Source organism: Paraburkholderia bannensis NBRC 103871 (assembly GCF_000685015.1).
Classification (GTDB): domain Bacteria; phylum Pseudomonadota; class Gammaproteobacteria; order Burkholderiales; family Burkholderiaceae; genus Paraburkholderia; species Paraburkholderia bannensis.
This window is the reverse complement of the sequence record NZ_BAYA01000018.1, coordinates 56814-82600: the sequence shown is the minus strand read 5'-3', so window position 1 is coordinate 82600 and position 25787 is coordinate 56814. Positions and strand designations below refer to the sequence as shown.

General features: G+C 60.8%; 22 protein-coding genes. 15 read left to right on the top strand and 7 right to left on the bottom strand.

Annotated features, from left to right (window positions below):
- The first annotated feature begins 25 nt into the window (after positions 1 to 25).
- Positions 26 to 2437 (top strand): glycoside hydrolase family 31 protein, encoded by a 2412-nt coding sequence (locus tag BBA01S_RS25565; protein WP_027818930.1) that lies wholly within the window; start codon positions 26 to 28, stop codon positions 2435 to 2437.
- Between the two features lie 12 nt (positions 2438 to 2449).
- Here the strand turns inward: BBA01S_RS25565 and BBA01S_RS25560 are convergent, their stop codons facing one another.
- The 3 genes from BBA01S_RS25560 to fusA form a co-directional block, all read right to left on the bottom strand.
- Positions 2450 to 2944 (bottom strand): molybdopterin-dependent oxidoreductase, encoded by a 495-nt coding sequence (locus BBA01S_RS25560; protein ID WP_027818929.1) that lies wholly within the window; start codon positions 2942 to 2944, stop codon positions 2450 to 2452.
- Between the two features lie 169 nt (positions 2945 to 3113).
- Positions 3114 to 4406, bottom strand: coding sequence for a replication-associated recombination protein A (locus BBA01S_RS25555; RefSeq protein WP_027818928.1), 1293 nt, complete (start codon positions 4404 to 4406; stop codon positions 3114 to 3116).
- Positions 4407 to 4491: 85 nt separating this feature from the next.
- Complete coding sequence (gene fusA / locus BBA01S_RS25550; RefSeq protein WP_027818927.1) at positions 4492 to 6540, bottom strand: elongation factor G; 2049 nt, start codon at positions 6538 to 6540, stop codon at positions 4492 to 4494.
- 696 nt (positions 6541 to 7236) lie between these two features.
- On the opposite strand from fusA, the gene BBA01S_RS42760 reads away from it, so the two are divergent.
- The 3 genes from BBA01S_RS42760 (at position 7237) to BBA01S_RS25535 (ending at position 10148) form a co-directional block, all read left to right on the top strand.
- Positions 7237 to 7821 carry a disulfide bond formation protein B gene (locus BBA01S_RS42760; RefSeq protein WP_052391888.1) on the top strand — a complete coding sequence of 195 codons (585 nt, stop codon included), beginning with the start codon at positions 7237 to 7239 and terminating at the stop codon, positions 7819 to 7821.
- A 493-nt stretch (positions 7822 to 8314) separates the two neighbouring features.
- Positions 8315 to 9142, top strand: coding sequence for an AraC family transcriptional regulator (locus BBA01S_RS42755; RefSeq protein WP_042297892.1), 828 nt, complete (start codon positions 8315 to 8317; stop codon positions 9140 to 9142).
- Positions 9143 to 9239: 97 nt separating this feature from the next.
- Positions 9240 to 10148 (top strand): alpha/beta hydrolase, encoded by a 909-nt coding sequence (locus tag BBA01S_RS25535; RefSeq protein WP_027818926.1) that lies wholly within the window; start codon positions 9240 to 9242, stop codon positions 10146 to 10148.
- A gap of 265 nt (positions 10149 to 10413) precedes the next feature.
- Here BBA01S_RS25535 and BBA01S_RS25530 read toward each other — a convergent pair whose 3' ends face one another.
- On the bottom strand, positions 10414 to 11052 hold the full coding sequence (locus tag BBA01S_RS25530; protein ID WP_027818925.1) for a LysE family translocator: 639 nt from the start codon (positions 11050 to 11052) through the stop codon (positions 10414 to 10416).
- A 101-nt stretch (positions 11053 to 11153) separates the two neighbouring features.
- Between BBA01S_RS25530 and BBA01S_RS25525 the strand changes: the two genes are divergently transcribed.
- The 6 genes from BBA01S_RS25525 to BBA01S_RS25500 all read left to right on the top strand — a co-directional run bounded on the left by BBA01S_RS25525 (position 11154) and on the right by BBA01S_RS25500 (position 17215).
- Positions 11154 to 12002 carry a LysR substrate-binding domain-containing protein gene (locus BBA01S_RS25525; RefSeq protein WP_027818924.1) on the top strand — a complete coding sequence of 283 codons (849 nt, stop codon included), beginning with the start codon at positions 11154 to 11156 and terminating at the stop codon, positions 12000 to 12002.
- A gap of 63 nt (positions 12003 to 12065) precedes the next feature.
- Complete coding sequence (locus BBA01S_RS25520; RefSeq protein ID WP_027818923.1) at positions 12066 to 12986, top strand: LysR family transcriptional regulator; 921 nt, start codon at positions 12066 to 12068, stop codon at positions 12984 to 12986.
- Between the two features lie 61 nt (positions 12987 to 13047).
- Entirely contained in the window at positions 13048 to 14160 is a 1113-nt protein-coding gene (locus BBA01S_RS25515) for an isocitrate/isopropylmalate dehydrogenase family protein (protein ID WP_245641586.1), read from the top strand.
- An 11-nt stretch (positions 14161 to 14171) separates the two neighbouring features.
- Positions 14172 to 15098 carry a ketopantoate reductase family protein gene (locus BBA01S_RS25510; RefSeq protein WP_052391887.1) on the top strand — a complete coding sequence of 309 codons (927 nt, stop codon included), beginning with the start codon at positions 14172 to 14174 and terminating at the stop codon, positions 15096 to 15098.
- 310 nt (positions 15099 to 15408) lie between these two features.
- Positions 15409 to 16725, top strand: coding sequence for an MFS transporter (locus BBA01S_RS25505; protein WP_027818920.1), 1317 nt, complete (start codon positions 15409 to 15411; stop codon positions 16723 to 16725).
- Position 16726: 1 nt separating this feature from the next.
- Positions 16727 to 17215 carry a hypothetical protein gene (locus tag BBA01S_RS25500; protein WP_156966081.1) on the top strand — a complete coding sequence of 163 codons (489 nt, stop codon included), beginning with the start codon at positions 16727 to 16729 and terminating at the stop codon, positions 17213 to 17215.
- A gap of 195 nt (positions 17216 to 17410) precedes the next feature.
- Here the strand turns inward: BBA01S_RS25500 and BBA01S_RS25495 are convergent, their stop codons facing one another.
- Entirely contained in the window at positions 17411 to 18865 is a 1455-nt protein-coding gene (locus BBA01S_RS25495) for an aminotransferase-like domain-containing protein (protein ID WP_027818918.1), read from the bottom strand.
- 157 nt (positions 18866 to 19022) lie between these two features.
- Between BBA01S_RS25495 and BBA01S_RS25490 the strand changes: the two genes are divergently transcribed.
- The 5 genes from BBA01S_RS25490 (at position 19023) to BBA01S_RS46105 (ending at position 24062) form a co-directional block, all read left to right on the top strand.
- Positions 19023 to 20255 carry a pyridoxal phosphate-dependent aminotransferase gene (locus tag BBA01S_RS25490; RefSeq protein ID WP_084162537.1) on the top strand — a complete coding sequence of 411 codons (1233 nt, stop codon included), beginning with the start codon at positions 19023 to 19025 and terminating at the stop codon, positions 20253 to 20255.
- Positions 20256 to 20365: 110 nt separating this feature from the next.
- The gene (locus tag BBA01S_RS25485; RefSeq protein ID WP_027818916.1) at positions 20366 to 21091 is read left to right on the top strand and encodes a transporter substrate-binding domain-containing protein; all 726 of its coding nucleotides are present in this window, start codon (positions 20366 to 20368) and stop codon (positions 21089 to 21091) included.
- A 69-nt stretch (positions 21092 to 21160) separates the two neighbouring features.
- A complete protein-coding gene (locus BBA01S_RS25480) occupies positions 21161 to 22036 on the top strand; it encodes a PhzF family phenazine biosynthesis protein (protein WP_027818915.1) in 876 nt (291 codons plus the stop codon).
- Between the two features lie 28 nt (positions 22037 to 22064).
- Complete coding sequence (locus BBA01S_RS25475; protein ID WP_084162536.1) at positions 22065 to 23531, top strand: aldehyde dehydrogenase family protein; 1467 nt, start codon at positions 22065 to 22067, stop codon at positions 23529 to 23531.
- A gap of 45 nt (positions 23532 to 23576) precedes the next feature.
- Positions 23577 to 24062 carry an aminotransferase class I/II-fold pyridoxal phosphate-dependent enzyme gene (locus BBA01S_RS46105; protein WP_084162535.1) on the top strand — a complete coding sequence of 162 codons (486 nt, stop codon included), beginning with the start codon at positions 23577 to 23579 and terminating at the stop codon, positions 24060 to 24062.
- On the opposite strand, the gene BBA01S_RS25470 is transcribed toward BBA01S_RS46105, so the two are convergent.
- Positions 23972 to 24976, bottom strand: a complete 1005-nt coding sequence (locus tag BBA01S_RS25470; RefSeq protein WP_027818913.1) for an AraC family transcriptional regulator — start codon at positions 24974 to 24976, stop codon at positions 23972 to 23974. The genes BBA01S_RS46105 and BBA01S_RS25470 overlap by 91 nt on opposite strands.
- On the bottom strand, positions 24976 to 25746 hold the full coding sequence (locus tag BBA01S_RS25465; protein WP_245641585.1) for an SDR family NAD(P)-dependent oxidoreductase: 771 nt from the start codon (positions 25744 to 25746) through the stop codon (positions 24976 to 24978). Before BBA01S_RS25465 ends, BBA01S_RS25470 begins: the two co-directional genes overlap by 1 nt.
- Positions 25747 to 25787 lie beyond the last annotated feature (41 nt).

Genomic DNA, 25787 nt, shown 5'->3' with positions numbered 1-25787 from the left:
GGAAGCAATCCCAGGGAATCGCCAGATGGCATCGCTATTGAATCGCCCAATTTTCCGGCTGGTCGACGAGGTGCGCAACCGCCTGACGCTGCAAAGCGCGCAGGGCGCGACGCTCGAAATCTTCGTGCTCGAAGAGGACATCGTGCGGGTGCGCGTGTTGCCCGACGGCAAGGCGCGCGGCCCGCGCAGCTGGGCGATTGCGCCCGGCATGGACGACGTGCCGCTCGAAGGCCGCGATCGTCTCGATCTTGCGGGCTTTGCCCTGCCGCGATACGCCAGCGAGGTCACGCCCGATTGCGTGCGCGTGAGTACGTCGAAGATCCGCCTGACGGTGAAACTGGATGGCGGCTTCTGTTCATGGGAAATCGATAAGGATGGCGAATGGTGTGTGGCGCTGGAAGATCGCGCCACGCAAGCCTATAACTTCGGCTGGTGGGACGAGCGCGTCTATCACTACGTGCGCCGCCTGCCCGGCGAGATGTACCTGGGCCTGGGCGAACGCGCAGGCGCGCTCGACCGGGCCAATCAGTCCTTTCGCATGACCAACGTCGATGCAATGGGCTATAGCGCGAAGACCACCGACCCGCTCTACAAGCACATTCCGTTCTATCTGACGTGGCGCGCGCAGATGCAAACGGGTTTTGGCCTGTTCTACGACACGCTTGCCGATTGCACCTTCGACATGGGCCGCGAGCTCGACAATTATCACGGCCACTATCGTCACTTCATCGCCGATCATGGCGACCTCGATTATTACTTCATCGCGTCCGCAGGCACGCCGCTGGACGCGGTGCGCCGCTTTACGTGGATGACGGGCCGCCCCGCGCTGATGCCGAAGTGGGGCCTGGGCTATTCCGGCTCGACGATGACGTATACCGATGCGCCCGACGCCCAGGCGCGCATGAACGAGTTCACCGATCGCTGCGAAGAACACGACATCCTGTGCGATTCGTTTCATTTGTCGTCGGGCTATACATCGATTGACGACAAGCGCTATGTGTTCAACTGGAACCGCGAGAAGTTTCCCGACGTCGAGGGCTTCGTCAATCGCTATCTGGAACACGGCGTCAAACTGTGCGCGAATATCAAGCCGTGTCTGCTGCGCGATCATCCGGAATTCGAGCAGGCGCAGCGCGCGGGCCTGTTAATTCGCGCGTCCAATGGCGAGCCTGCCTGGGTGCAGTTCTGGGACGAGGTGGGTGCGTATCTGGACTTCACGAATCCGGCCACGGTGACGTGGTGGAAGGCACGCGTGACCGATGCGCTGCTGCGCTACGGCATTGCCTCGACCTGGAACGACAACAACGAATTCGAAATCTGGACGCCCAATGCAATCGCGCATGGCTTCGGCAAGCCATTTCCGGCGCGCGAGGCCAAGGTGCTGCAGACCTTGCTGATGATGCGTGCATCACGCGATGCGCAGCGCGCTTATGCGCCAGCAAAGCGGCCTTTTCTGGTGTCGCGCTCGGGTTGCGTCGGCATGCATCGCTATGTGCAGACGTGGTCGGGCGATAACGCCACCTCGTGGGAAACGCTGCGTTACAACCTCAAGATGGGACTGGGGCTCGCGCTCTCGGGCGTGTCGAATATCGGCCACGATATTGGCGGCTTCGCGGGCCCGGCGCCGGAGCCGGAGTTGTTTATCCGCTGGGTGCAGTTCGGTGTGTTCATGCCGCGTTTCAGTATTCATTCGTGGAACGACGACGGCACGGTCAACGAGCCGTGGATGTATCCCGAACTCACGCCGCGCATCGCCGATCTCGTGAAGCTGCGTTACCGGCTGATTCCGTATCTCTATCAGTTGCTGCACGAATCCAGCGCGAATTACGAGCCGGTGCTGCGTCCCACCTTCGCGGAGTTCCCGGCGGACGCGCAATGTTATGTCGAATGCGACGACATGATGCTGGGATCGTCGCTCCTGGTCGCGCCAGTCGTGGACGCGGGCCAGCGCGAGCGCCAGGTGTATCTGCCCGCGGGCGCGCGGTGGGTCGATTACTGGAGCGGCGCTGCATTCGACGGCGGCCAGACCGTGACGCTGCCTGCGCCCTGGGACAAGCCGGTCATGCTGGTTCGCGAAGGCGGCGTGATTGCGCTCAACGTCGCGCAGCAGCATTTCGGGCAGCGAGCGGATCGTCGCGCATTTATCGTCGCGCCGTTGGCAGGCGAGGGCCACACAAGCGCGCAATACATCGAGGATGACGGCGAGACCCAGGCGTGGCGCGACGGCGCTTGCGGTACATGGCGGATTGCCGCGCATAGCGGCGAGCAAACGCTCGCGATCTCGGTCGAACGCGAAGGGGACAAGCGCTTCCTCGCCGATACGATCGAGCTCCATCTGCCCGCTCACGAAACACGCGCGATCGTACTGGGCGCGGGGCGCATCGTCGCCGATGCGCGCGACGGCGGCTGGAGAAAGTTGACGGTGGAGCTGGCCTGAGCGGGCGGCCGGTTAAACCGTCAGCGCGCGCACATCGATGCGCGCGAGCCGCTTGACGTGGCGCGGCGCGGGCACGAGATCCGCACCTGAAAACAGCACCGGCGCGCCTTCTTCCTCGTTCAGGGGCGTGCCGCCGCATTCGTACACGACCATCGCCTGCTTGCCCACCGGCGAGTTGAACAACTCGTGCCACGTGAACGGCACGGCGTAGCCGTCGTGGCCGATGGCGAGAAAGATCATCCGTTTGAACTCGCCGTGAACCTCGCAATGCAGGCCAGCATGTTCGATCAGGTCGGTTAGCAGGACGCCGCGATACGGCTCGACGGTGCGGATAAAACGCTGCGTCGTGTAGCAGCGCAAGTCGAAGGGCGCGCAGGTCACGGACGGAAACGCGCGCAACGCTTCGAGCGTCAGCGCTTGTGGACGCAGCAGACGGCCCGTGAGCAGCAGGGCAGTTGCCTGTTCGTTGGAGCTAGCCAGGGCGGCGTCGGTTGGCGCGAAATCCATCGTCGGGTCTCCGGGCCGCAGCGGCCGGTCAGTCAATCCGTGAATCGAAGCGATATGATCGCACGTATATTACGCACGACGCGATGGATTCTTCAATGCGGCAAGCTGCATGGGCGTTATGTCGATGCGGTTATTTGAGCGGTGGGGTCGGAACGATTGAGCAATACGCTCAATCGTCCTCCCACGCGTCCTCATCCCTTCCCCGCAACCCGTCCAGCCGGTCAGCGAATTTCGCTTCCAGCCCGCGCAGAACCGGCCGATACCAATGCGGCTGCCTCACGCCATCGGGGAAATATCGCTGCCCGGCCGCAAAACCCTGCTCCTCGTCGTGCGGATTGCGATAGCCGCTCAAGCGGCCCAGCGCCTGCGCCGCAACGCTCAAGTGCCCTGGCACCGGCCGCGCGCCGTCCTGCGCGACAAACCCGCGCGCCAGCGACAACGCCACCCCGCCCGCATTGCTCTTCGCCGCACACGCGAGCATCAGCACGGCCTGCGCGAGCGCCAGATCGCCTTCCTCGCCGCCGAGCATTTCGCTCGCCTTCACGGCGTCGCTCGCATAACGCAGCGCGCGCGGATCGGCGAGTCCGATATCGTCCCAGCCGATCGCGATAATGCGTCGCGCGAGATAGCTGCGCTTCACGCCGCCGTCGAGCATGCGCGTGAGCCAATACAGCGCGGCATCGGGGTTCGATCCGCGCACGGATTTATGCAGCGCCGAAATCTGGTCGTAGAACTGCTCGCCGCCTTTGTCGAAGCGCCGCGCGCCGCGTGTGAGCAAACCCGAAACAAACGCTTCGTCGATATGGCGCGTGCGCGTGGCCGTCGCGAGCGTGCGTACCTGCTCCAGCAGGTTCAGGAGCCGCCGCGCGTCGCCATCGGCGTAACCCAGCAGCACGTCGACGGCACCCGCGTCGAAGTCGAGATCCGCAAGCGCGCGTTCGTGCGCGCGCTCGAACAGCAGCCGCAATTCACGCGCATCGAGCGCATTGAGCACATGCACCCGCACGCGCGCGAGCAGGGTGCGATTCACTTCGAAGCTCGGATTTTCCGTGGTCGCGCCAATCAGGATCACGTGGCCCGCACGCACGTAGGGCAGCAAGGCGTCTTGCTGTGTCGCGTTGAGGCGGTGGATTTCGTCGATGAAGAGAATCGTGCGGCGGTTTTCCTGCACGCGTTCGAGCGCGGCGCGGATCGCCTTGATACCGTCGAGCACCGCGGAAAGCGCGACGAACTCGCCATCGAACGCCTGCGCGGCCAGCCGCCCGAGCGTGGTCTTGCCGACGCCGGGCGGCCCCCAGAGGATCATGGAATGCGCCTCGCCCGCTGCGAACGCGCGTTGCAGCGGCTTGCCCGGGCCGAGCAGATGCGCCTGGCCTATCACGTCGGTGAAGGTCGCGGGGCGCAACGCTTCGGCGAGCGGTGTACGCGGCGTAGGCGCGTGCGATGCGAACAAATCGGCCATGAAGCGCGAACTCTCCCGTACCCTGAAGCGCCAAGCGGAGCCGGGATTATGCCGCGAGTTTCAACTCGTCGCTGCGCTCGCAGCGTCACTCCACCTCGCCGCCGCGCGCGCGGTGCTGCGCCGCAAGCTTGTCCTGCTGCGAGGGCGGCACGGGATCGTAGTGGCTCAACTGGATGCTGTAATTGCCGTTGCCGCCCGCCATCGCGTTCAGCCGCGACTGATAGTCGTTGAGTTCCGCGAGCGGCACCTTGCCCGCAATCACCATCGCGTTGCCGTTCACGTTGCGCGTGCCGTGCACCTGGCCGCGCCGCGCGGACAGGTCGCCGATCACGTCGCCCATGGCCGTTTCGGGCGTCATCACCTCGATATCGACGATCGGTTCGAGCACCACGGGCTGCGCCTTGAGCACCGCATCGATAAACGCCTTGCGCCCCGCTGTGACGAACGCGACTTCCTTCGAATCGACGGGATGGCTCTTGCCGTCGAACACGGTCACACGCACGTCCTGCATCGGAAAGCCCGCGAGCGGGCCGCTGTCGATCACCTGCTGAATGCCTTTTTCGACGGCGGGGATGAACTGCGTGGGAATCGCGCCGCCCTTGACCGCATCGACGAACTCGAAGCCCGCGCCGCGCGGCAGCGGCTCCACACGCAGCATGACTTCGCCGAATTGCCCCGCGCCGCCAGTCTGCTTCTTGTGGCGGCAATGCCCCTCGGCCTTGCCGCCGATGGTTTCGCGCCATGCGATAGTCGGCGGTCGCGTCACGACTTCGAGCTTGTGCTGGTCAGTGAGGCGCTCCAGCATGTAGCGCAGATGCAGTTCGCCCAGGCCGCGCACCACGGTCTCGTTGGTGCCCGCCGGATGGCTGATGACGAGGCAGGGGTCTTCGGCGGTGAGTTTTTGCAGCACGTCCCAGAGGCGTTGTTCGTTGCCGCGCCGCGCGGGCTCGATCGCGAGACCGTAAATCGGATTCGGAAAATCGGGCGGCACGAGATGGATGTTGCCGTCCTCGGGCGCATCGTGCAGCACGTCGCCGAAGGCGATGTCGTCCGCTTTCGCCACCGCGCAGATATGGCCGGGCCCCGCGCGCGCGATCTCGGTGTGATCCTTGCCTTGCAGCATCAGCAGATGCGCGACCTTGAACGGCTGGCGGCCGTTGCCGATATAAAGCTGGCTGTCGCGCGTGACCGTGCCCTGATGAATGCGGAACAGCGCGACCCTGCCGATATACGGGTCTACCACGACCTTGAAGACGTGGGCGAGCACATGCTTGTCCGCGTGCGGCTCGGCTTTCACGGGTTCGGTTTTATCGCCGGTTTCGCGATAGAAAAGCGGCGGATTGCCTTCGGTCACGTTGGGCAGCAGGCGCACGATCACGTCGAGCAGTTGCGCGATGCCGGCGCCCGTCGCCGCCGACGTGAAGCAGACCGGCACCAGATGGCCTTCGCGCAATGCGCGCTCGAACGGTTCGTGCAGTTGCTCCGGCTTGATCGCCTCGCCCTGTTCGAGATACAGCTCCATCAAGTCGGCGTCGAGTTCGATCACCTGGTCGACGAGCGCATTGTGCGCCGCTTCCACAGAATAAAAATCCGCCTCGCCGGACGGATTGAAGAAGCAGTCGACCACATCGGTCGCGCCTTTTGCAGGCAGGTTGATCGGCAGGCACTGTTTGCCGAACACCTCCTGGATCTGCGCGAGCAGTGTGGGCAGGTCGACCTTTTCGCCGTCGATGCCGTTCACGACGATCAGGCGGCAGAGCTTGCGCGCCTCGGCGGCGGCCATCATGCGGCCCGTGGTCATTTCGATGCCGGTGCGCGCGTCGATCACGATGGCCGCGGTTTCCACGGCCGGCAGCGCGCCGATGGACAGGCCCGCGAAGTCGGGGTAACCAGGTGTGTCGAGCAGGTAGATGCGCGTGTCGCGATAGTCGAGATGCGCGAGCGCGGAGCTGAGCGAGTGATGATATTTGCGCTCTAGCGGGTCGAAATCGCACAGCGCGGTGCCGCGGCTGACGCTGCCCTGGGCGTGTAGCGCGCCGCCCTGGTGGAGCAGGGCCTCGGCGAGCGAGGTCTTTCCGCAGCCGGCGTGGCCGACGAGCGCGACTGTGTGGATGGCTTCGGGACGGTAATCCATTTGGCGACCCCTAAAAGTGTAGGTTCATCCAGTGCAGTCTGCAGTGCTTATCTGATTTCACTTTATTATCAATAGGTTGTCAACGGCATTGGGCTGGGCTAAGCCATTTTGATCCGGCTGCTTCCAGGCTCGCCATGGTGGGCTGGAAGATGGGTCAAGATTAGGGAAATGCCTTATGCCCAAGCTTACAGACCGCGCTGCGTTACCTGAAACCTGACGACGCGCCGCTCACCGATAATCAGGTGCCTGGACTGATAATCCGCCCCAATGCGCATGGTGGCAAGTGGGCGCTACGCTACGTGAGCCCGAAGACGCGCACGCGCCGTGCGCGTGGGCAGCACGAGATTCGGCCTGGTAGCGTCGATCGTTTTCTGGCACTTCATCAAGCCACGCTCTCCAGACCCCACGCCAGAACACTGGCGAATCATCGACACAGTTCGACCGTTGCTCAACAGACGCCTCTCACTCAACGAGATAAATTCCAGTCTGCAATTCCGCTCCTTTCATCCCGTTCAAAAGGTGTTGTCGAATGTACATTGGATTTATCCCGGTGCTGGTGGCGTTTTTCGCCGCACTGAGTTCACTGCGTAGCCAGAAATTCGCGCGAATTCTCTGGATCGTTTCTTCGTTGCTGGTCGTTATATGGACCATTCATCATGGTCGCCATCACCTCCCCGATCTCGCGACGCTGGGGTCATGGTGATGACGATCGACACACGACACCTTACGGCCATCGATGCCGCGGCCCTGTTGGGAATCTCGATTGTCCTGCTTGGCGCGTTCTACTATCAACTCGTTCGAGGCGAGCTTCCCTGCGCGTTCTGCAATCTCATCCGCGTCGGCTTCATGTTGCTGGGCAGCGGATTTCTGTTGAATCTCCATCATGGCACTCGGCCCTCGAACTACGTGCTTAGTGCGGTAGGTGCACTGATAGGCAGCCTGATCAGTCTGCTTTTCATGTTCGCGAAGGCTCCGTCCTGGACAACGCCTACGGGTTCGGCTGTCTTGGGGCTGCATATGTACACGTGGACCTACATCATCTTCACGGCAGCCATCATGTTCTGCCTTGCGATGCTGGCTCTGACGGTTGGAGCGGGTGCGGACGAATCCCCATCTGCTGGCATGTTTCCAATGATTCGATTGGCCGCAGCAGTCCTGTTCATTCTGCTGGTTGGCGCCAATCTGGTTTCGGCGTTTCTGGAGAACGGCTTCGATACATTCCGCGCCGGTGGCCAGCAGCATTACCAGATGCTCTATGACGGCGACGTCATGAAGCCCTGACGATCCCACATCAAAGACGAACACAGTGTGGTTCGGCGCATGCGCGACGGGCGCGATGTCCGTCGCGCGATCATGTTTACCGGAGAATCTAATGAGTAATCACGTACGAGTGACACCGTGGCAGGATGGAGACGATGTTCCGGCTGAACTGCTGGCAGGTATGCAGGCGCGCCGTCCGAAACTACTTGGCCGGGTGCGGCCTTTAACGCTGCTCTAAGGCCGATCTGCCGACATCAACGGTCGTTCGAACGTCCTGGCGGTTCGGCTCTGAGCGGCTGTTTGTGGCCGACTACAGTCATGGTATCGGAGTAGGGCGACCGGCCGAGTGTGAGCCACTTCTGCCGCACGTTCGTTTCGCGCGAGTGTCGGCAATAGAACTAGAAATCGGCAGTCGGTGCAGACGTTTAAAGCGCCTGTTACTTAGGAGCCTGATTGCGCACCGGAGAACGCGCGTCGAACTATACTGATTCGTTTTTGCCCGGCACGCCAGACAATGTCGCCCGTTCCGTCCCACCGATATTCACACGCCCAGCCTCCCGCCCGCAGTACGAATCCTGCCGACTATCAACGATCAGCTGGGCCTGCCTCTGTTCTCGCCAAGGAATATGCAGACGGCTTTAAAGTTGGTGAGCACCAGCACGCGCGCGCCCAACTCATCTACGCGACGCGCGGTGTCATCGAGGTGACGATGGGGCAGTCGCTCTGGCTCGTTCCGCCGCAACGCGCGCTCTGGATGCCAGCCGGCACGCCTCACGCGATGCGTGCGCGGGGCGCAGTGTCGCTGCGTAGCCCGTATATTCGGCCCGAAAGCTGCCCGCGTGGGTTCCCCGAAACTCCTCATGCCGTCAACGTGACACCGCTCCTGCGTGAGCTGATCGTTCGCGCCGCGTCGATTCCACTCGACAGCGTGCTGACGGGACGAGATGGACTCGTCATCGCGCATCTGCTCGCCGAAATCGAATGGGTGCCGGGTCATCCACTGCGGCTGCCTTGTGGAGGCGATCGACGTCTCAAACGCATTTGCAACGCGATTCTTCGTGACCCCGCCGATGTGCGTACGCTGGATGAATGGGCCAACGAAGCTGGTGCGTCGACGCGCACGCTCGCGCGCCTTTTTCTCGCTGAAACTGGGATCTCGTTTGTCCATTGGCGCCAACTTGTGCGTGTCCAGCATGCGCTGCCGTTGCTTGCCAGCGGTTTGCCCGTCGCCGAAGTCAGCCTCTCTCTCGGCTATGAGACGCCGGGTGCTTTTGCGGCGATGTTCCGTCGTGTAACAGGCACGACGCCGAGTGCGTATTTCCGGTTGTCCGAATCGGCGTAGAGCATGTCCTGACCTGCGGTGCGCCGCGCGCCTCATTTGCGTATCGTGAGACCTGAGCGCCCAAACTCGGGCGCACCTGACTGTTGAGGGATACGCAATGGAACGTCAAAACGTGGAGTTTCTTTCGGAGGGGGCGCTTCTGCGCGGCTGGTTCTATCTGCCTGTGCTATCGCCGCGCAAGGGGAGATGTCCGGCCATCGTGATGGCGCACGGATTCTCAGCGGTCAAGGAACAATATCTCGATCGTTATGCCGAGGTGTTCGCCAGCGCGGGCTTCGCCGTACTCGTCTACGATCACCGCAATTTCGGCGAAAGCGAAGGGATGCCGCGCCAGGAAGTCGATCCGGCAATGCAGAAGCGCGGCTATCGCGACGCGATCAGCTATGTGTCCACGCGGGCAGAGGTAGACGCCACTCGCATCGGAATCTGGGGCTCTAGTTTCAGCGGCGGTCATGTGCTTGAAGTTTCAGCGATCGATCGACGCGTGAAATGCGTGGTTTCGCAGGTACCGCAGATCAGCGGTTATCAATCGGCATTGCGTAGGACGCGCGCAGATCATGTTCCGGCGCTGCTAGGTCGCTTCGAGGCGGATCGAGCTCGACGCTTTGCAGGGGGCGCACCCGCCCTGTTGCGTGCGACGAGTGCCGATCCCGCCGAGCCGTGCGCGATGGCTGGAGCCGACAGCCACGCATTTTTTGCGGGCACAGCAGCGTTTGCGCCGAACTGGCGAAACGAGGTGACGTTGCGCAGCGCCGAGCTTTCGCGCGAAAACGAACCTGGCGTGTACATCGCACGCATCAGCCCGACGCCACTGCTAATGATCGTGGCCGACGCAGACACGTTGACGGCCACCGACCTGTGCCTGCGTGCGTACGAGGATGCGCTACAACCCAAACAACTAGCGATGATCTCAGGAGGGCACTTTACGCCCTATGTGGAACACTTCGAAAAGACGAGCCGGTGTGCCGCGGATTGGTTTGCGCGACATTTGGGTTTCGACTATTGAGGCAATCAATGCGGCATAGCCGAGCGGCAGGCGTTACGATCCATTAGCTCGCCTGTCTATTGCCAGACTCGTAGCGGACGCTTGAGCTCGAACACGGAAAGTCGGCTTCTGGCCGACTACCGTCGCATGAGGTTTGGATGGGGCGCAGTTGTATCGCAGCTCGGTGACCGGCTCAACGCGGCCCGACTCTGCCGTTCGGCGATATTGCTCGCCATGTCCGTTTCCACTGAACAAGAGACAGTCAAGTATCCTGCTGACTGCAGCGTCAACGAGCGATCAGTGTCTCCGCAAGCATGTTGACGCCCAACCCTCCAAGCATGATACCCATCATCCAGCGCTGTGCCAGAAGGAGCGGCGGGCGCTGGCGAAGTGATGCGGCGATTGTTCCGGAAAAGACCGCGACTGCGCCATTCGCACACGCGAATGCAAAAATCAGGATCGATCCAAGCCGCAGCGACTGCGCGAGAATATTGCCCGACTGATAGTCGATGAATTGTGGCAGAACAGAGATGAAAAGCATCGCGAGCTTCGGATTCAGAATGCTTGTGGTTGCCCCCATCGCGAGAAGGCGCAAGGACGGCTCGCCCTTGACTTCCCTGATGTCGAATGGCGAACGCCCGCCAGGCCGCACTGCTTGCCACGCGAGATAAAGCAGATAGGTTGCACCCACGGCTGCCAGTGTGCGCGTCGCAAACGGCACCTGCACGAGCAGCGCGGTAATCCCAAACGCGGCACCGAACATATAGGTAAGGTAGCCGATCATCACACCGGCAAGCGAGACCAGACCCGCACTTCGTCCCTGCGAAATCGAACGCGACATGATGTAGACCATGTTGGGGCCAGGGGTGATGGCGAGCATTCCGCCCACAACAAGAAATCCGTAGAACGATCCTGACGCCTGCATGACTTGCCTTCCGCTTCGTTGACTACAGGCGATTATCCCGTCAAGCCTGTATGCAGTAAAACGGATTAAACTGAACAAATTACTCAGTTTTTCTGAATCATATGAAGAAGCTCGATCTCGATGTTCTGGAGATGGTCGTTGCCGTTGCCGAATCCGGCTCGTTTGCGCAGGGCGCTCAGGCGGTGCATCGCTCTCCATCTGCCGTCAGCATGCAGATCAAGGCGCTCGAAGAAGTGATGGGGAAACCCCTCTTTCGCCGCGATACCCGTAACGTCAGTACCACCGAGGAAGGCGCGACGCTCGTCGACTACGGCCGACGAATGCTGTCGATGCGCGAGGAAGCGTGGGCCTCGGTAGTCCGGCCGGAGATCAAGGGACGCATAACGATCGGTATTCCGGACGACTACATTTCATCGCTTCTGCCGCAGGTGCTTGGGAAGTTCGCAGCAACGCATCCACGTGTGGATATCCGCGTGATGGGACTGCCGAGCAGTGCGATCGTGCCGATGCTGAAAGACAACTCGATTGATCTTGCGTGTCTCACGAAGGTCAAAGGGGTTTCGGGTGAACTGATACGGTACGAATCCATCATCTGGACCGGTTCCATGAAACGCAGGGTATGGGAAGAGCGGCCACTGCCCCTCGCCGTATTCGCGCACGGAAGCACAGCGCGTGATCTCGCTGTGCGAGCGCTGCAGAGCGCGAGCATCAAATACCGGATGTCCTACGAGAGTCCGAGCTTCCTCGGGCTACTCAGTATGGTGGATGCTGGGCTTGCCGTTGCGCCTCTGGCACGATGCAGCATTCCGGCACATCTGGTGCAACTCACGCCGAATGATGGGCTGCCCGAACTGGGTGAGCTGGAAGTCGTGCTGGCGCGCAGCGCGCGATCAGCCAGGGCACCGTGCGACTACCTCGCCGAGCAGATTCTTTCGGAGTGGCGTGCATGATGCGGCTGTTAAGCGGATTGCCATGCCGATTGTTTTCGATCCATTTCCTGCACATCTTCGAACATGAAGCTTGATCCTGTTTCCTTGAGCCTTTTTATCGCGGTCGTCGAAGAAGGCAGCATCGCTGCGGCGGCGGAGCGCGAGCATATCGCGGCCCCGGCGATCAGCAAACGTATCAGCGCGCTTGAGGAATCTCTCAGAACCACGCTGCTGACCCGGCACCACAAGGGCATTGAGCCGACAGCGGCGGGCTATGCGCTGTTGAATCTGTCCCGACGCGCGGTCAACTATCTGGACGATATCCACACGGAAATGCTGGACTACGCGTCGGGAACACGAGGACAGATCCGCGTGTTCTCGAACATTTCTGCAATCACGCAATTTCTTCCGGACGACCTTTCGACATTCCTTGAGGGGCATCCGGCTGTCGAAGTCCGGCTTGAAGAGCGTAATAGCCTCGTGACGCTCCGGGCGGTCGCGGAAAACGCCGCTGATGTCGGGATCTTCACGGTGGAACCCCATGCGGAGGCGGTGGAAACGCTTTCTTATGAAGAGGATGAGCTAAGCGTCGTTGTTCGCCGCGACCATCCGCTTGCGGGAAAGAAAAGCGTTCGTTTCGAAGAAACGCTGGCCTGGGATTTTGTGGGCCTGCGCACGGGAAGCGCGATCAACACGCAGCTTACACAGGTCGCGAACCGGCTCCAGAAGGACTTCCGCCTGCGCATTCAGGTCACGGGCTACGACGCGCTGTGTTTGATGGTGTCGGCGGGACTCGGTATCGCCATTGCGCCGCGAAGTCTCACAAAGCTTTTTGTCCGACGCCTGGGCGTGACGGAGGTTTCGCTGGCTGAACCATGGGCGCGACGCAGGCTGGGGATTGCGATCCGGAACCGCGAAAGCCTTTCCCCCGCGGCGGAAGCGCTTGTCAGTCATCTGCAGGACAGAGCCGCTGCAAGGAGGCGAAAAACTAAATTTCAGCCATAACGGTTCGTTACGGCTGACTCGCCAAAGACTAATTCACGGGCGGCGCGACATTGACCATCATTTGATCCACATCAAATCTTTCTGGAGACAAGTGATGAGCAAAGCCCACTACGAAATCGCATTGCTGCCCGGCGATGGCATTGGCCCCGAAGTTGTGGATGCCGCCGTGCGCGTTCTGACCGCCGCCGCAGACCACGCCGATCTCAAGCTCGCCTACACCCGCTATGAAGCGGGTGCTGGCCTGTATCAGCGTACTGGCGAATCCATGTCGGAGGCCGACATGGAAGCCGTTGGCCAGGCGGATGCGGTTTTGCTCGGTGCGATGGGACTGCCCACTGTTCGAAAGGCAGACGGCACCGAGATCGCGCCGCAAATCGACCTTCGCGAGCGCTATGGCCTGTTCGCAAGCCTGCGCCCGTGCGAACTGTTTCCGGGCGTTCCGAGCCGCGTGAAGGCGGACAAGGTCAACATGCTGGTGATCCGCGAAACGACGGAAGGTCTGTTCGCCGGGCGCCATGACAAGCTCGAACCGAGCGACGAGGCGGTGAGCGATCGACTCACCATCACCCGTGCTACCAGCGAAAAGCTGTTCGAACTCGCTTTCGAGCAGGCGAAGCAACGTCGCGCGACGCACGGCACGCCGGGTCATGTGACTCTGCTCGACAAGTCGAACGTTCTGCGCAGCAACGCTTTCCTGCGCAAGGTCTTTGACGAAGTCGCGGAGCGCCACCCGGATATCGGCTCGGCGCGTCTGTATATCGATGCGGGCTCAATGATGTTCGTCACGAACCCCGAGCGCTACGACGTCGTGGTGACGGAAAACGTCTTCGGGGATATCACCTCGGAGATCGCGGCTGGGGTAGTGGGTGGCCTGGGCGTCGCACCCTCCGGTGACGTCAGCCTGAAACACGGCATCTTCCAGCCGAGCCACGGCAGCGCACCGGATATCAGCGGAAAGAACATTGCCAACCCTGTCGCAACGATCCTTTCCGCCGCAATGATGCTCGAATGGCTCGCACAGCAGCACGACGACAAGCGTTGCGCGCAGGTTGCTGCCGCCATTCGCAACGCAACGGCCAAGGTGCTTCTGGCGGGCCCGCGTACGCCGGATATCGGCGGCGACAGCAACACCGAAAGCGTGACGAAAGCCGTTGTCGCAGCGCTGAGCGCATAAGGAGTCCGATCATGGCAAAGGTAGCAATCGTCGGCAGCGGCGCGATGGGTTCGGTGTACGCCGGTCTCATGGTCAGCGCAGGCCACGAAGTTCACGCAATCAGCCTCTGGCCCGATCACGTTGCCGCGATGCAGGAGAAAGGTCTGCGGGTCGAAGGCGCCAGCGGGGATCGCACAGTCCCTATCCACGCGAGCACGACAACGGCTGGGATCGGTGTCTGCGATCTGGTCATCATCGCAACCAAAGCTTTCGACGTTGAAGCGGCCGCGCGCTCCTGCGAGCAGCTCCTCGGCCCAAATACGGTTGTGCAAACAATCCAGAACGGGCTTGGGTCGGCTGAAAAGGCGGCAGCGATTCTTGGCGAAAATCGCATCGCTGTGGGCGTTGTCGGCGGCTTTGGTGCGTCAATCCGCGCTCCGGGCCACGCTCACCACAACGGCATGGAAATGATTCGCTTCGGGGCGTACCGTGGTCTGCCGAAGGAAGACCTCGAACAATCCGCAGAGATCTGGCGTTCGTCGGGATTCAAGGTTGCGATCTTCGACGACATCGACCAGATGGTTTGGGAGAAGCTGATCATGAACGTCGCGTTCTCGGGCACGACCTGCGCGACAGGCATGACGATCGGCGAAGTCATGGGCAACCCCAACGCATGGAGCGTTGCAAAGGGGGCCGCAGAAGAGGCAATTGCAGTTGCGAAGGCGGCCGGCATCCACCTTGATGTGGGCGACCCGATCGAGCATATCCGCAAGCTGGGCAGCAAGATCCCCAATGCGCGCCCTTCGATGCTCCTCGACTACAACCTGCGTCGTCGTGGCGAAGTCGATGCGATCAACGGATCAATCTCGCGCGAAGGGCGTAAATACGGTGTTCCTACCCCGGTCAACGACACTGTGGTCGGCATCATCAAGGCCCGCGAAGCGGGTTTCACAGACTAAAGCCGCGCCATCTGTACTTGATGGTTGATAGTACGTGGGCGTGGGGAGTAACTCTCACGCCTACCCGGTCACGCTCAAATAAATATTAAAAAGACGACCCAGTTGGAGACACTTATGAACCCCCAGCCCACCTAGAACGGCAGGCACACCAAGGCAGTCGCATCGCGCGCTCTCAAGCGCGGGTGGTGAGTGCTTTCGGTGCTGACCTGCGTCAATCTGATCATCCTGGAAGAACCCGGGTACATCGTCACGGACGCTGCACGCAAAACGTTGCGGCAACCACCCTTTACCGAGACAGAAGGGGGAGCATATGCTCATCAATAAGGCATTGGATGGAGGCGCAGAAATGCGCGATGCCGAGTCGGCGCTCATGCTGAAGGTAAAACTTCGCGTGATCCCACTTGTTATTATCTGCTACCTGTTCGCTTGGTTCGATCGGATCAACATCAGCTTCGCAAAGTTTCACCTGCAAAAAGAGTTGGCCCTGAGCGATACCGCTTATGGTCTCGGCGCAGCACTCTTTGTTGTCGGCTACGTCGCCTGTGAGGTGCCCAGCAATCTGTTTCTTTACCGCGTCGGGCCGCGAAAGTGGATTGCACGCATCATGATCTCGTGGGGCATTGCAACCGCGAGCATGGTGTTCGTGAGAAGCGAAACGCAATTCTATGTTGCCCGGTTCATCATCGGTGCGATGGAAGCTGGATTTGCTCCTGGCGTCCTTTACTATCTTTCTACCTGGTTTCCGGCCAAACAGCGAGGCCGTGTGAGCGGACTGCTTTTCCTGGCGCTGGCATTCTCGGGCGTTCTCGGTGCGCCCTTGTCCGGCTTCATTCTTGGTCACTTCGACGGTGTTGCCGGAGTGCTCGCATGGCACTGGATCTTCCTCATTGGCGGCTTGCCCTGCGTGCTGCTTGGGATCATTGTGCTGTTCCGGTTCGACGATCGGGTAGAAGATGCCAAGTGGCTCAGCGACAGTGAAAAGCGGCTCCTGCGCTCAAAACTGGATGCAGACGCCAGGAAAGTCGTCAGTCACTCCTTTCTTGGCGCATTGAAGTCGCCCGCATTCCTGATCCTTGCCGTGGCGTATTTCCTTGTCCAGATCGCGTCGTACGGTATGAACTTCTGGATGCCGCAACTACTGCGCTCGTCGGGGGTTCGCGATGCGACAACGATTGGCCTGTACACGGCGCTTCCGTATCTCGTAGGCGGCATTGCGATGATGGTAATGGGCAAGCTGGGCGATCGCAGCGGGAACCGTCGACTGGTCTTTGCCGGGTGCATGTCGCTTACCGCGATTGGCTTCCTGGGTGCGGGCATATTTGCACATGAAACGTTGCCTCTTGTTCTCTCTCTGACGATCCTTGGCGTCGGAATGCTGACGACAATTCCCGCGTTCTGGACGATGCCACCGAAAGTTGTCACTGGCGTCGGGGCGGCGGGCGGGATCGCGCTGATCAATTCGATCGGTCAGATGGGCGGTATCGTTAGCCCGATCATGGTGGGCCGGATCAGTGATTTGACGGGCAGCACGACGCCTGCGCTTTACGCGATCGTCGCGTTGTGTATGTTGTGCGTGGCAATCGCGCTTTGGGTTTTCCCGCAAGAACTTCGTTCCAGGGATGTCTGAGGTGTCAAACATACCCGTCGACCTCGATATCGCCGCCACGCATCTGGAACGGGCCTGGAAAACAGGATTGAGGCTCAGTGATCTACCTCTTGGCAGTCGCCCCGGTTCGCTTGAGGAAGCTTATGCCGCTCAGGCACGCTTCATCGAGCGTACGGGTGAGAAAGCCGCAGGGTGGAAGATTGCTGGCGCATCTCCGCGGGGGCTCCGCGGCGACCATCCGAATGTGCCCGCATTCGGAACGCTGATCGAGTCGAGGATTATCGATTCAGGCGGCGTATTGATGTTTCCCGTCGGAATGACAGCTACCCTGGAGACCGAGATAGCATTTCGATTCGGTCGCAGTGTATCGCCTGCGATAGAAAGGTTTGAACCACTAACGATGATCGAAAGCGCGTTTGTCGCAATTGAAGACGATAGTGCATCGCCGAGCGCCAGGATCACAGCTGACTGGATGGATAGCGCGGAACCATTCAAGCAGTCGGAATTTTAGCCGTTCGAACTCGCGCCTGACCGGTTAGGTTTTCACTGGGGCTTCGCTCATGTCACTGTTGACATTGCGGCGTCGCCAGGAAGGCCCAATAGCGTCCGTGGGTTCCGCTGCCCCTGATCCTTGTCATTGTTGATTTGTACAGGCATTTGAGCTTGCATCTCCTCTCCAGCCATCAAGCTCTCTGTCGTCACAAACTTATTCGTTCACCAACGCCGTTTGGCGCGCGAGAAGCGTGTGTGCGAGCCGGCCCAGGCGACGGACTCCGTTTTCCATGCGCTTGTCCCAGGCATGCCCGGCGCTCAGGCGCAGGCAGTTGCGAAAGCGCCGGCTCGCAGAAAAGACGTCGCCGGGTGCGAAGCAAATGCCTTGCTCAAGCGCCTCGTCGAAGAGCGCCCGCGAATCGAAGCGCCTCGGCAATTCGAGCCAGAGTACAAATCCGCCTGCTGGCCGACTGACTTTCGTGTCCGAGGGGAAGCTTTCCTCGATCGATCGAGTCATGCGCGCCAGGTTTTCTTCGAAGATCCTGCGGATACCGCGGAGGTGCGAATCGTAGGCGCCACTCTCGAGGAAGTCCGCGAGCGCGACCTGGGGCAAGACGGGGCTGCAGAGACTGAACGCGAGCTTGCGCTCCATGACTTGCTGCGAGTAGGCGCCCGCTGCAATCCAACCGACCCGGTAGCCGGGTGCAAGCGATTTCGAGAATGAGCTGCAGTAGATCGTATTGGCTCCGCCGTCGAGTGCGATAAACGGCTTCGGCCGCTCACGACCGAAGTAAATGTCGCCGTAGACGTCGTCTTCGATGAGCGGTACGGCATGTCGGGCGAGTACCGCGAGGAGTGCACGTTTGTCGGCCTCGGCCATCGTCGCGCCGAGCGGATTGTTGAAGCTCGATGAGAGCAAACAGGCCGCCACGGGTTCTGTATCGAGCAGGCGTGTAAGCGCACCGACATCGATGCCGCGCGTCGGGTGCGTCGGCAGCTCGAATGCCTTCAGGCCGAGCATCTCAATTGTATGAAGGAATCCAAAGTAGGTTGGCGACTCGATCGCGATGGTGTCCCCGCGACTGGCGACAGCCGAAAGCGCGAGCGCGAGCGCCTCGGTGCAGCCGCAAGTCACGAGCACGTCGTCGGGCGAGAGTGCGTGCCCGACGCGCATCGCGCGCTTTGCGATCTCACGGCGCAGGCGCGGCTCGCCGTGCGGCGAACAATAGGTGTTGTAGCGCGTACCGTGCTGCCGCGCGGCGCGCGCGAGCGAGAGGTCGAGCCGCTTCGATTGCAGCAGCGCGGTGTCGGGCACCGCGCAGCCCAGCGGTACGAGCGCCGAGTTCGATGCGTGCTCCAGCAGCGCTGCAACGGCTCCGCTGATCGAAACGGTCGACGCCTTCGCGCGCGGCCGAGAGGCCGACGGCAATGCGAGGGTGCCGCGGTGCGCGCTCGCGACGTAGAAGCCCGACTGAGGACGCGCGACAAGCACACCGCGATCTTCGAGTAGACGGTATGCCTGCAGGGCCGTCGAGATGCTGATCTGATGTTGCTCGCTGACCGCACGCACGGAGGGCAGGCGCATACCTGGCGCCAGTGCGCCATTGTCGATCATGCCGACGATAAGCTCGGCCAGCTGTTCGTAACGATAAGGTGTAGGCGTGTTCACGGGAGCGCTCGTGACCTGGGAACTTCCATTATCTAGCCGTGCCTTCCGGTTCGCCAAGCAAAACTGTGATGGTTCAATTAGCAGAAAATTGTGGCTGTTATGGTCGGCTGCACAGCGCTACGATGCGCCTATTCCTGTTGCGACCAAAGGAGCCCCGATGTCTGCCCCGAATCGTTCCCTGCGACCGGGCCTGAGTGCGGCCGAGACCCTGCGAGGATGTTCGCCCGCAGAAACTTCGAACGCGTCGGCATCCCCCGATTGGCGCGGCCGATTTCCCTATAACGAGATCATTTCCCTGCTCGATGTGAATCGGCCGCTTAACCTGGCGGAGAGCACCTCGCAGGATCTGACGGTGGGCGAACTCCTGGATCTGGCCGGAATCGAGCGCATCCGGAAACTGAAACTTGGCTACTCCAGATCCGCAGGGGCAATCGAACTCCGTGAGGCCATTGCAGAGGTCTGCAAGGTTCCGGCTGAGCAGATCATCACGACGCAGGGCACCGCGCTTGCGCTCTTCCTTCTGGCGTTCGAAGTCTGCCGGCCGGGTGATGAGGCCGTGCTCGCGACGCCATGCTTTCCGCCGAGTCGCGACAGCCTGCTCGGTGTCGGCGTGAACGTCCGCGAGGTGCGCCTGTCGTTCGAGAGCGGCTATCGGCTCGACCTGGAGCAGATCGAGGCGAACCTGTCGCCGAAGACGCGGCTCGTCAGCATCGCTTCACCGCAGAATCCGAGCGGCGTTCAGGTGACGCGCGCGGACATCGAGAAGCTTCTTGCCTTGATGAAAAAGCATTCCCCGGAAGCGATACTTTTCATCGACGAAACCTACCGCGAAGCCACCTACGGTGAACATGCCGCGCTCGACAGTTTCGCCGCGTTCGATCCGCGCATCGTCACCGGTGCATCGGTCTCCAAGGCGCTCGGTGCACCAGGTTTGAGGACGGGCTGGCTCACGGTAGCGAACGCCGATCTTCGCGCACGTTTGACCGTCGCCAAGATGAATACCGTGATCTCGGGTTCGGTACTCGATGAGACGCTCGCCGCGGTCTTGCTGCGCCACCGGGACGATGTACTCGCATCGCGACGTCGGCTGCTTGCCGGCGCCCTCGGGGAACTGGCGGTCTGGTGCGCGGGCGAACACAAGCGTATCGAGTGGGTGAGGCCAGATGCCGGTGCGTTGTGCTGCCTGCGTCTGCGGTCCGACGTATTCGACGATGGAGCAGTCTCGCGGTTCTGGGATGGATTGCCTGATTACGACCTGCAGCTTGCATCGGGCGCATGGTTTGGTGAAAGCAGTCGGGTGTTCCGACTTGGTTTTGGTTACCTGCCGCCCGAGCGCCTGGGCTCTGCGCTGTCTGCGCTCTCGTCGGCGCTGGACGCGGTTGCAGCCTGACAGCCGGAGCGCGTTGCAATGAAGCGCTCAGGCGGCATTGCCCCAAAGCGATCCACCGGTTTGGTTACGCAATGCCAACCCTTTCACCCCTTAATACGCGGAGTAGAGCCATGAAGGTCAGAGTCGCTTATATCGAAGAACCCCCTTTTTACGGCACTGGCGAAGACGGGGTTCCGACAGGTGCAGACATTGAACTGGCTGAAGTCGTGCTTCGAGCAATCGGTGTCTCGGCCATCGAATTTCAGCTGACCTCGTTCGGCGAGTTTCTGTCCGGTGTACAGGAAGGCCGCTGGGACATGAACGTCCCCATCTTTTCGACTGCCGAGCGTGCGCAGCACGTCGCGTTCAGCGTACCTGTCTGGACGTTGGGCGACGGATTCATCGTGCACCGCGGCAATCCGAAAGCGCTGACCAGCTATGCGGCGGTGGCTGCACGAAGCGACGCGCGGCTGGGGTTGATTCCAGGGCAAATACAGTTCGACGCGGCCAAATCGGCAGGTGTGAGCGATAGCCAGATCGTAACTTTCACCGATCAGCCGGGCGCAATCGCAGCTTTGCTTGCAGGAACGATTGACGCATTTGCTGCTACGGCAGTGGGGAACCGCGCTGCGGCCAGCGCGAACGAGGAACTCGAAGCTGTTGCACATGAAGTCAGCAAGGTTGGGAGCGCTCCCGTTGGCGCTTTTTCGTTCAGCAAGAGCAACCCGACGCTTCTGCAGGCTGTGAATGACGAACTGCGCAAGTATCTGGGGTCGGCCGATCACCGCGCCCGCATGGAGAAATACGGTATCACTCACACCGAGATCGACGGTGTGTTGGCGGGCAGTGGTTCGTAACGGTTAATCGCTGAATTTCTGCGCTCGCCTGCGTGACGAAGGCGGCGAACCTGTTGAACAGAGGCCAGCATGAAGCGGACTTACAAGGTAGTAGATGTCTTCACATCGCAACCCCTTCGGGGTAATCCTGTGGCCGTGATACTGGATGCACAAGGGTTGAGCGCCGATGAGATGCAGGCCATCGCCGGGTGGACGAATCTATCGGAAACGACGTTTGTTTTTCCGCCTGCGACAGATGCAGCGGACTATCGTCTACGTATCTTTACGCCGCGCAGTGAGCTTCCGTTCGCAGGGCATCCGACATTGGGGAGTGCTCACGCCGTACTCGAAGCGAACCGCGTTGCGCTTCGTGCGGGTGGCCGTCTGGTACAGCAATGCGACGCTGGCCTCGTTGAACTGACGGTACAGGAACAGGGCCGCGATCGCATGCTCACGTTCGCGCTTCCTTCTGCGAAGTTGGAGCCGCTGCTAACGCATGACATTGCGGAGCTGGAAGACATTCTTGGCTGCAAGGTGTCAGTGCAAAGCGACCCGGCCATCGTCGACGTCGGCCCAGTCTGGGTGATTGCGCGCTTGGACGACGCGAGCTCGGTGCTCGGTCTGCGACCCGATTTCACGCGATTGGCTCAATTCGAGCGTCGTCTCGGCGCCACGGGCGTCACGGTGTTCGGCGCACACGCACATGGCGACCCGGCAATAGAAGTGCGTACGTTTGCGCCCTCCTGCGGCGTTGAAGAAGATCCTGTCTGTGGGAGCGGCAACGCTAGCGTGGCTGCGTTCCAGCGGGCGCGAGGTCTGTTGCCGCTCAGTGGGACGGATTATGTGGCGACTCAGGGCCGTTGCGTCGGTCGGGACGGGCGCGTCAACGTGAGTTTGGATGCGAGCGGCAAGGTGCGTGTCGGTGGCGCTTGCGTGACGTGTATCGAAGGTTCACTGATGGTCTAGAAACCCGAGGTGCCGGCACCGCGAAGGTATGCCGGACATCACTGCTGCAGACAGCAAACAATACGGCCGGAGGCCCTTTGACGTGAACGTTCCCGCATTCCACACAGAGTCATCGTTTGGCTTTATTCCCGTGACGAATCCGTTCGATGGCGCCGAAGTCGGGATCGTCGCGAACATTCCACCGGAAGGCGCGCAGTTGCTGATTGAGGCGGCCAGGGCGGGTGCGCGTGTTTGCAGGAACCTGTCCCGTCATGAACGCGCCCGCGTGCTTGAGAACTGCGCGTTGATGGTGGAGCGTGACAAGGACGCTTTTGCCGATCTCATTGTCGCCGAAGCCGGCAAGACGATCCGTCAGGCGAAAAAGGAAGTGCTTCGCTGCGTCAACACGCTCAAGTTGTCTGCCGACGAGGCGCGTCGCAGTGCGGGTGAGGTCGTACCGTTCGACGGCTACGCAGGATCGGAGAACCGCCAGGGATGGTTCACCCGCGAACCGCTCGGCATCATCGTTGCCATTACGCCTTATAACGATCCGCTCAACCTGGCCGCGCACAAGCTGGGGCCGGCGATTGCTGGCGGCAACGGAGTCGTGATCAAACCATCCGAGCTGACACCTCTTTCAACAATCAAGCTCGTCAACTATCTGATGGCCGCGGGCATGCCATCGAACGTTGTGTCGGTTGCGACGGGGCGCGCCGCACTTGGGCAGGCACTCGTTTCGTCCAGGGACGTGAGAATGGTCTCCTTTACCGGCGGCTTTTCGACGGGCGAGAAAATCGCCCGGTCCGCAGGGCTGAAAAAGCTGGCAATGGATCTGGGAGGGAACGCACCCGTTATCGTTCTGGCTGACTGCGACCTCGATGACGCTGTTAAATCGTGTGTTTCTGGGGCCTATTGGGCTGCGGGCCAGAACTGTATCGGCACCCAGCGAATCCTGATCCAGTCTTCCATTTACGAGGCGTTCAAGGCGCGGTTTGTTGCTGCCACTGAAGCCCTGAAGGCAGGGGATCCCACGCAGCCCGACACCGACGTCGGGCCCATGATCACGGCACAGTCGGCCTTGCGGACGAAAGGTATCGTGGATGCAGCGATTGGGCAGGGCGCGACACTGCTGTGCGGCAATACCTGCGCCGGCTCGGTCTACGCGCCCACTGTGCTGGAAGAGGTCAGCTTCGCCTGCGAACTCTGGACGCAGGAGATCTTCAGTCCGGTTGTCGTGCTTCAGCGCATCGATACGCTGGATGAGGCGCTAACGCTTGCCAACGGTCCCGAGTACAGCCTCCATGCGGGCATCTTCACGAGTGACCTGCATGCTGCACTTAAGGCGGCTAACAGCCTCGAGGCGGGTGGCGTCATGATCAACGACTCGTCGGACTACCGGTTTGACGCCATGCCGTTCGGGGGTTTCAAGTACGGCAGCCTCGGCCGTGAAGGCGTGCGTTTTGCGTACGAAGAGATGACCCAGCCGAAGGTTGTTTGCATCCGGAGAACGGTCTAGTCAATGCAGTCAGCCGGATTGGGAAGTGATTGAGGAGCGTAACCCATGGCAACCAGAGGCACTCAGCAACGCCCCGACAAGGCGTATCTGGCGAGCCTGGCCTTCGACAGTCAGGCAGTACATGGCGGCAATCTCACCGACACCACTGCAGGGGCAATCCGGACGCCTATTGTGATGGCGAATTCGTACCGGTTGCCTGATGACCCGACCTCGCTCGACTGGTCGGATGCGCAAACGCTGTTTTATACACGCAACCGGAGCTACAACCAGCTTTGTCTTGAACGTAAGCTGGCAGCCATGGAGCGCGGCGAAGATGCGGTTGTTTTTAGCACCGGTGTCGCGGCGCTACATGCGATCTTCTTCACGTTTCTGAAAAGTGGCGATCATGTCGTAGTCAGCGACGTGACGTACGAGGCCGTCTGGCGTATTTTGCGTCTGCGTCACACCGGACGAGCGTGCATATTGCGGTATTCCCCTGGAGTAACACCCGTCCATGCCTTGAAAGCACGCAGGAATGAGTTGGTATCCTGAAAACCAATCAGGAACGCAATCTCGCCAGGCGAGATTGCCGAACGGGCAAGATAGTAGCTAGCCAGTTCCTGTCGCGTGCCGTTAAGCACATCCTGATAACTGACCGCTTCGTCGGCGAGATGGCGCTGTAGCGATCGCTTGCTCATTGCCAGACGGTTCGAGATATCGTCGATGCTGCTCTGGCCGCTCGGCAGCATATCGAGCAGCGCGCTGCGTACGCGTTCGCGCGCGCTTGCATCGGCATCGAGTTTCGAGAGTCGCGCCTGTAGCTCCGGCTCGAAGAATTGCCACATGGCCACGTTCTCGGTCAGGAACGGTCGCGCGGCGTCCTCTGCCGAGAAGCTGATGCGATTCTGCCTGCCGTGCTGCAAGCGGCAGCCGATAAACTCTTCGCACGGCCTTGTCTCACACGGCAGCGTCGCCAATTCCGCTTCTATCGGGTTAATCGCGTGCCGCGTGGCGAGGCGCGCCAGTTGCGTGAAGAAAACCACTTCCATTGCGCATAGGCTGCGCGGTAGCGGACGATCGTAGCCGTAGCATTCGATGAGCACCTCAGTACAGTTTCGACCAACGGCTACATCCATCGCCAATGGTCCGCAAAGGCGCTTGTATTCCGCGAGCCGGGTGAGTGCGACATTCAGATTCGGGCTGCACAGGCATGCGAAAAGCGACGTATCGAATGCCTCGACCGAGATGCCACTACCAAGCCGTACCGGCAACTGTGCTTCCCCGACCATCGTCTCGAGACTGTGAAAGATACGAAAGTATTCGGCAGGCGTCAGCGAGGCATCCTTGCGGCTAAACAGGTCGGCGGGAAGTTCGGCCAGCGCTAGCAAATCGCCGGGTGCGATGCCCATATCGACGACGATCAGTTTCCATCCGGGATGCACGGAAAAGCGCGTAGCCTGCTTCATCAAGCAACCTTTTCCATCGCCTGCCGCGACATCTTCAACACTGTTTTGCGCGGCAGTAACGGAACAATCCAATCGAGGACGATTTGCAGCTTGCCTTCATTGAAGGCCACCAGTTCGCCGCGCTCCATGGCCTCGTAGCCACAGCGTGCTACTGAATCTGCTGACTTGGCGTTCTTCCAGACGCTCACGCCTTGCAGATCGCCAGCGGCGACGAAACCAGTCGCCACCGCGCCGGGGCATAGTGCCGTGGCGGTGACGCCATACTCGCGGACTTCTTCGGCAATAGCCTGAGTGAACGAGGTGACATAGGCCTTGGTCGCGTAGTACACGGCCTGGAGAGGGCCCGGCATGAACGACGCGGTCGAAGAGACATTCAAGATACGTCCACGCCGACGGGCCACCATGCCTTTCAGGTAGTGATGTGTCAGGTTGGTCAGCGTCACGATGTTGACCTGCATCATCGCTTGTTCGGCCTGGAGATTGCGTTCGACAAATTTGCCGTGGCCGCCAAAGCCGGCGTTATTGATCAGGACGTCGATGCAAAGCCCCAGTGTCTCAGTGGCAGAAAAGACGCGATCGGCCGAACCGGGGTCGGCGAGGTCTTCCGCGATGACATAAGCTTTCACGCCATGTTTCGTCTGGAGCTCCTGCTTGATTGATTCGAGCTTGTCACGCGAACGCGCAACAAGAACGACATCGCCGCCCTTGCTTGCATGGAAGCGCGCCAGTTCGAGACCGATGCCGCTTGACGCGCCAGTGATCAATGCCATTCCGGGTTGCATGCCGTTCTCGCTAGTTTGATTGGATAGCC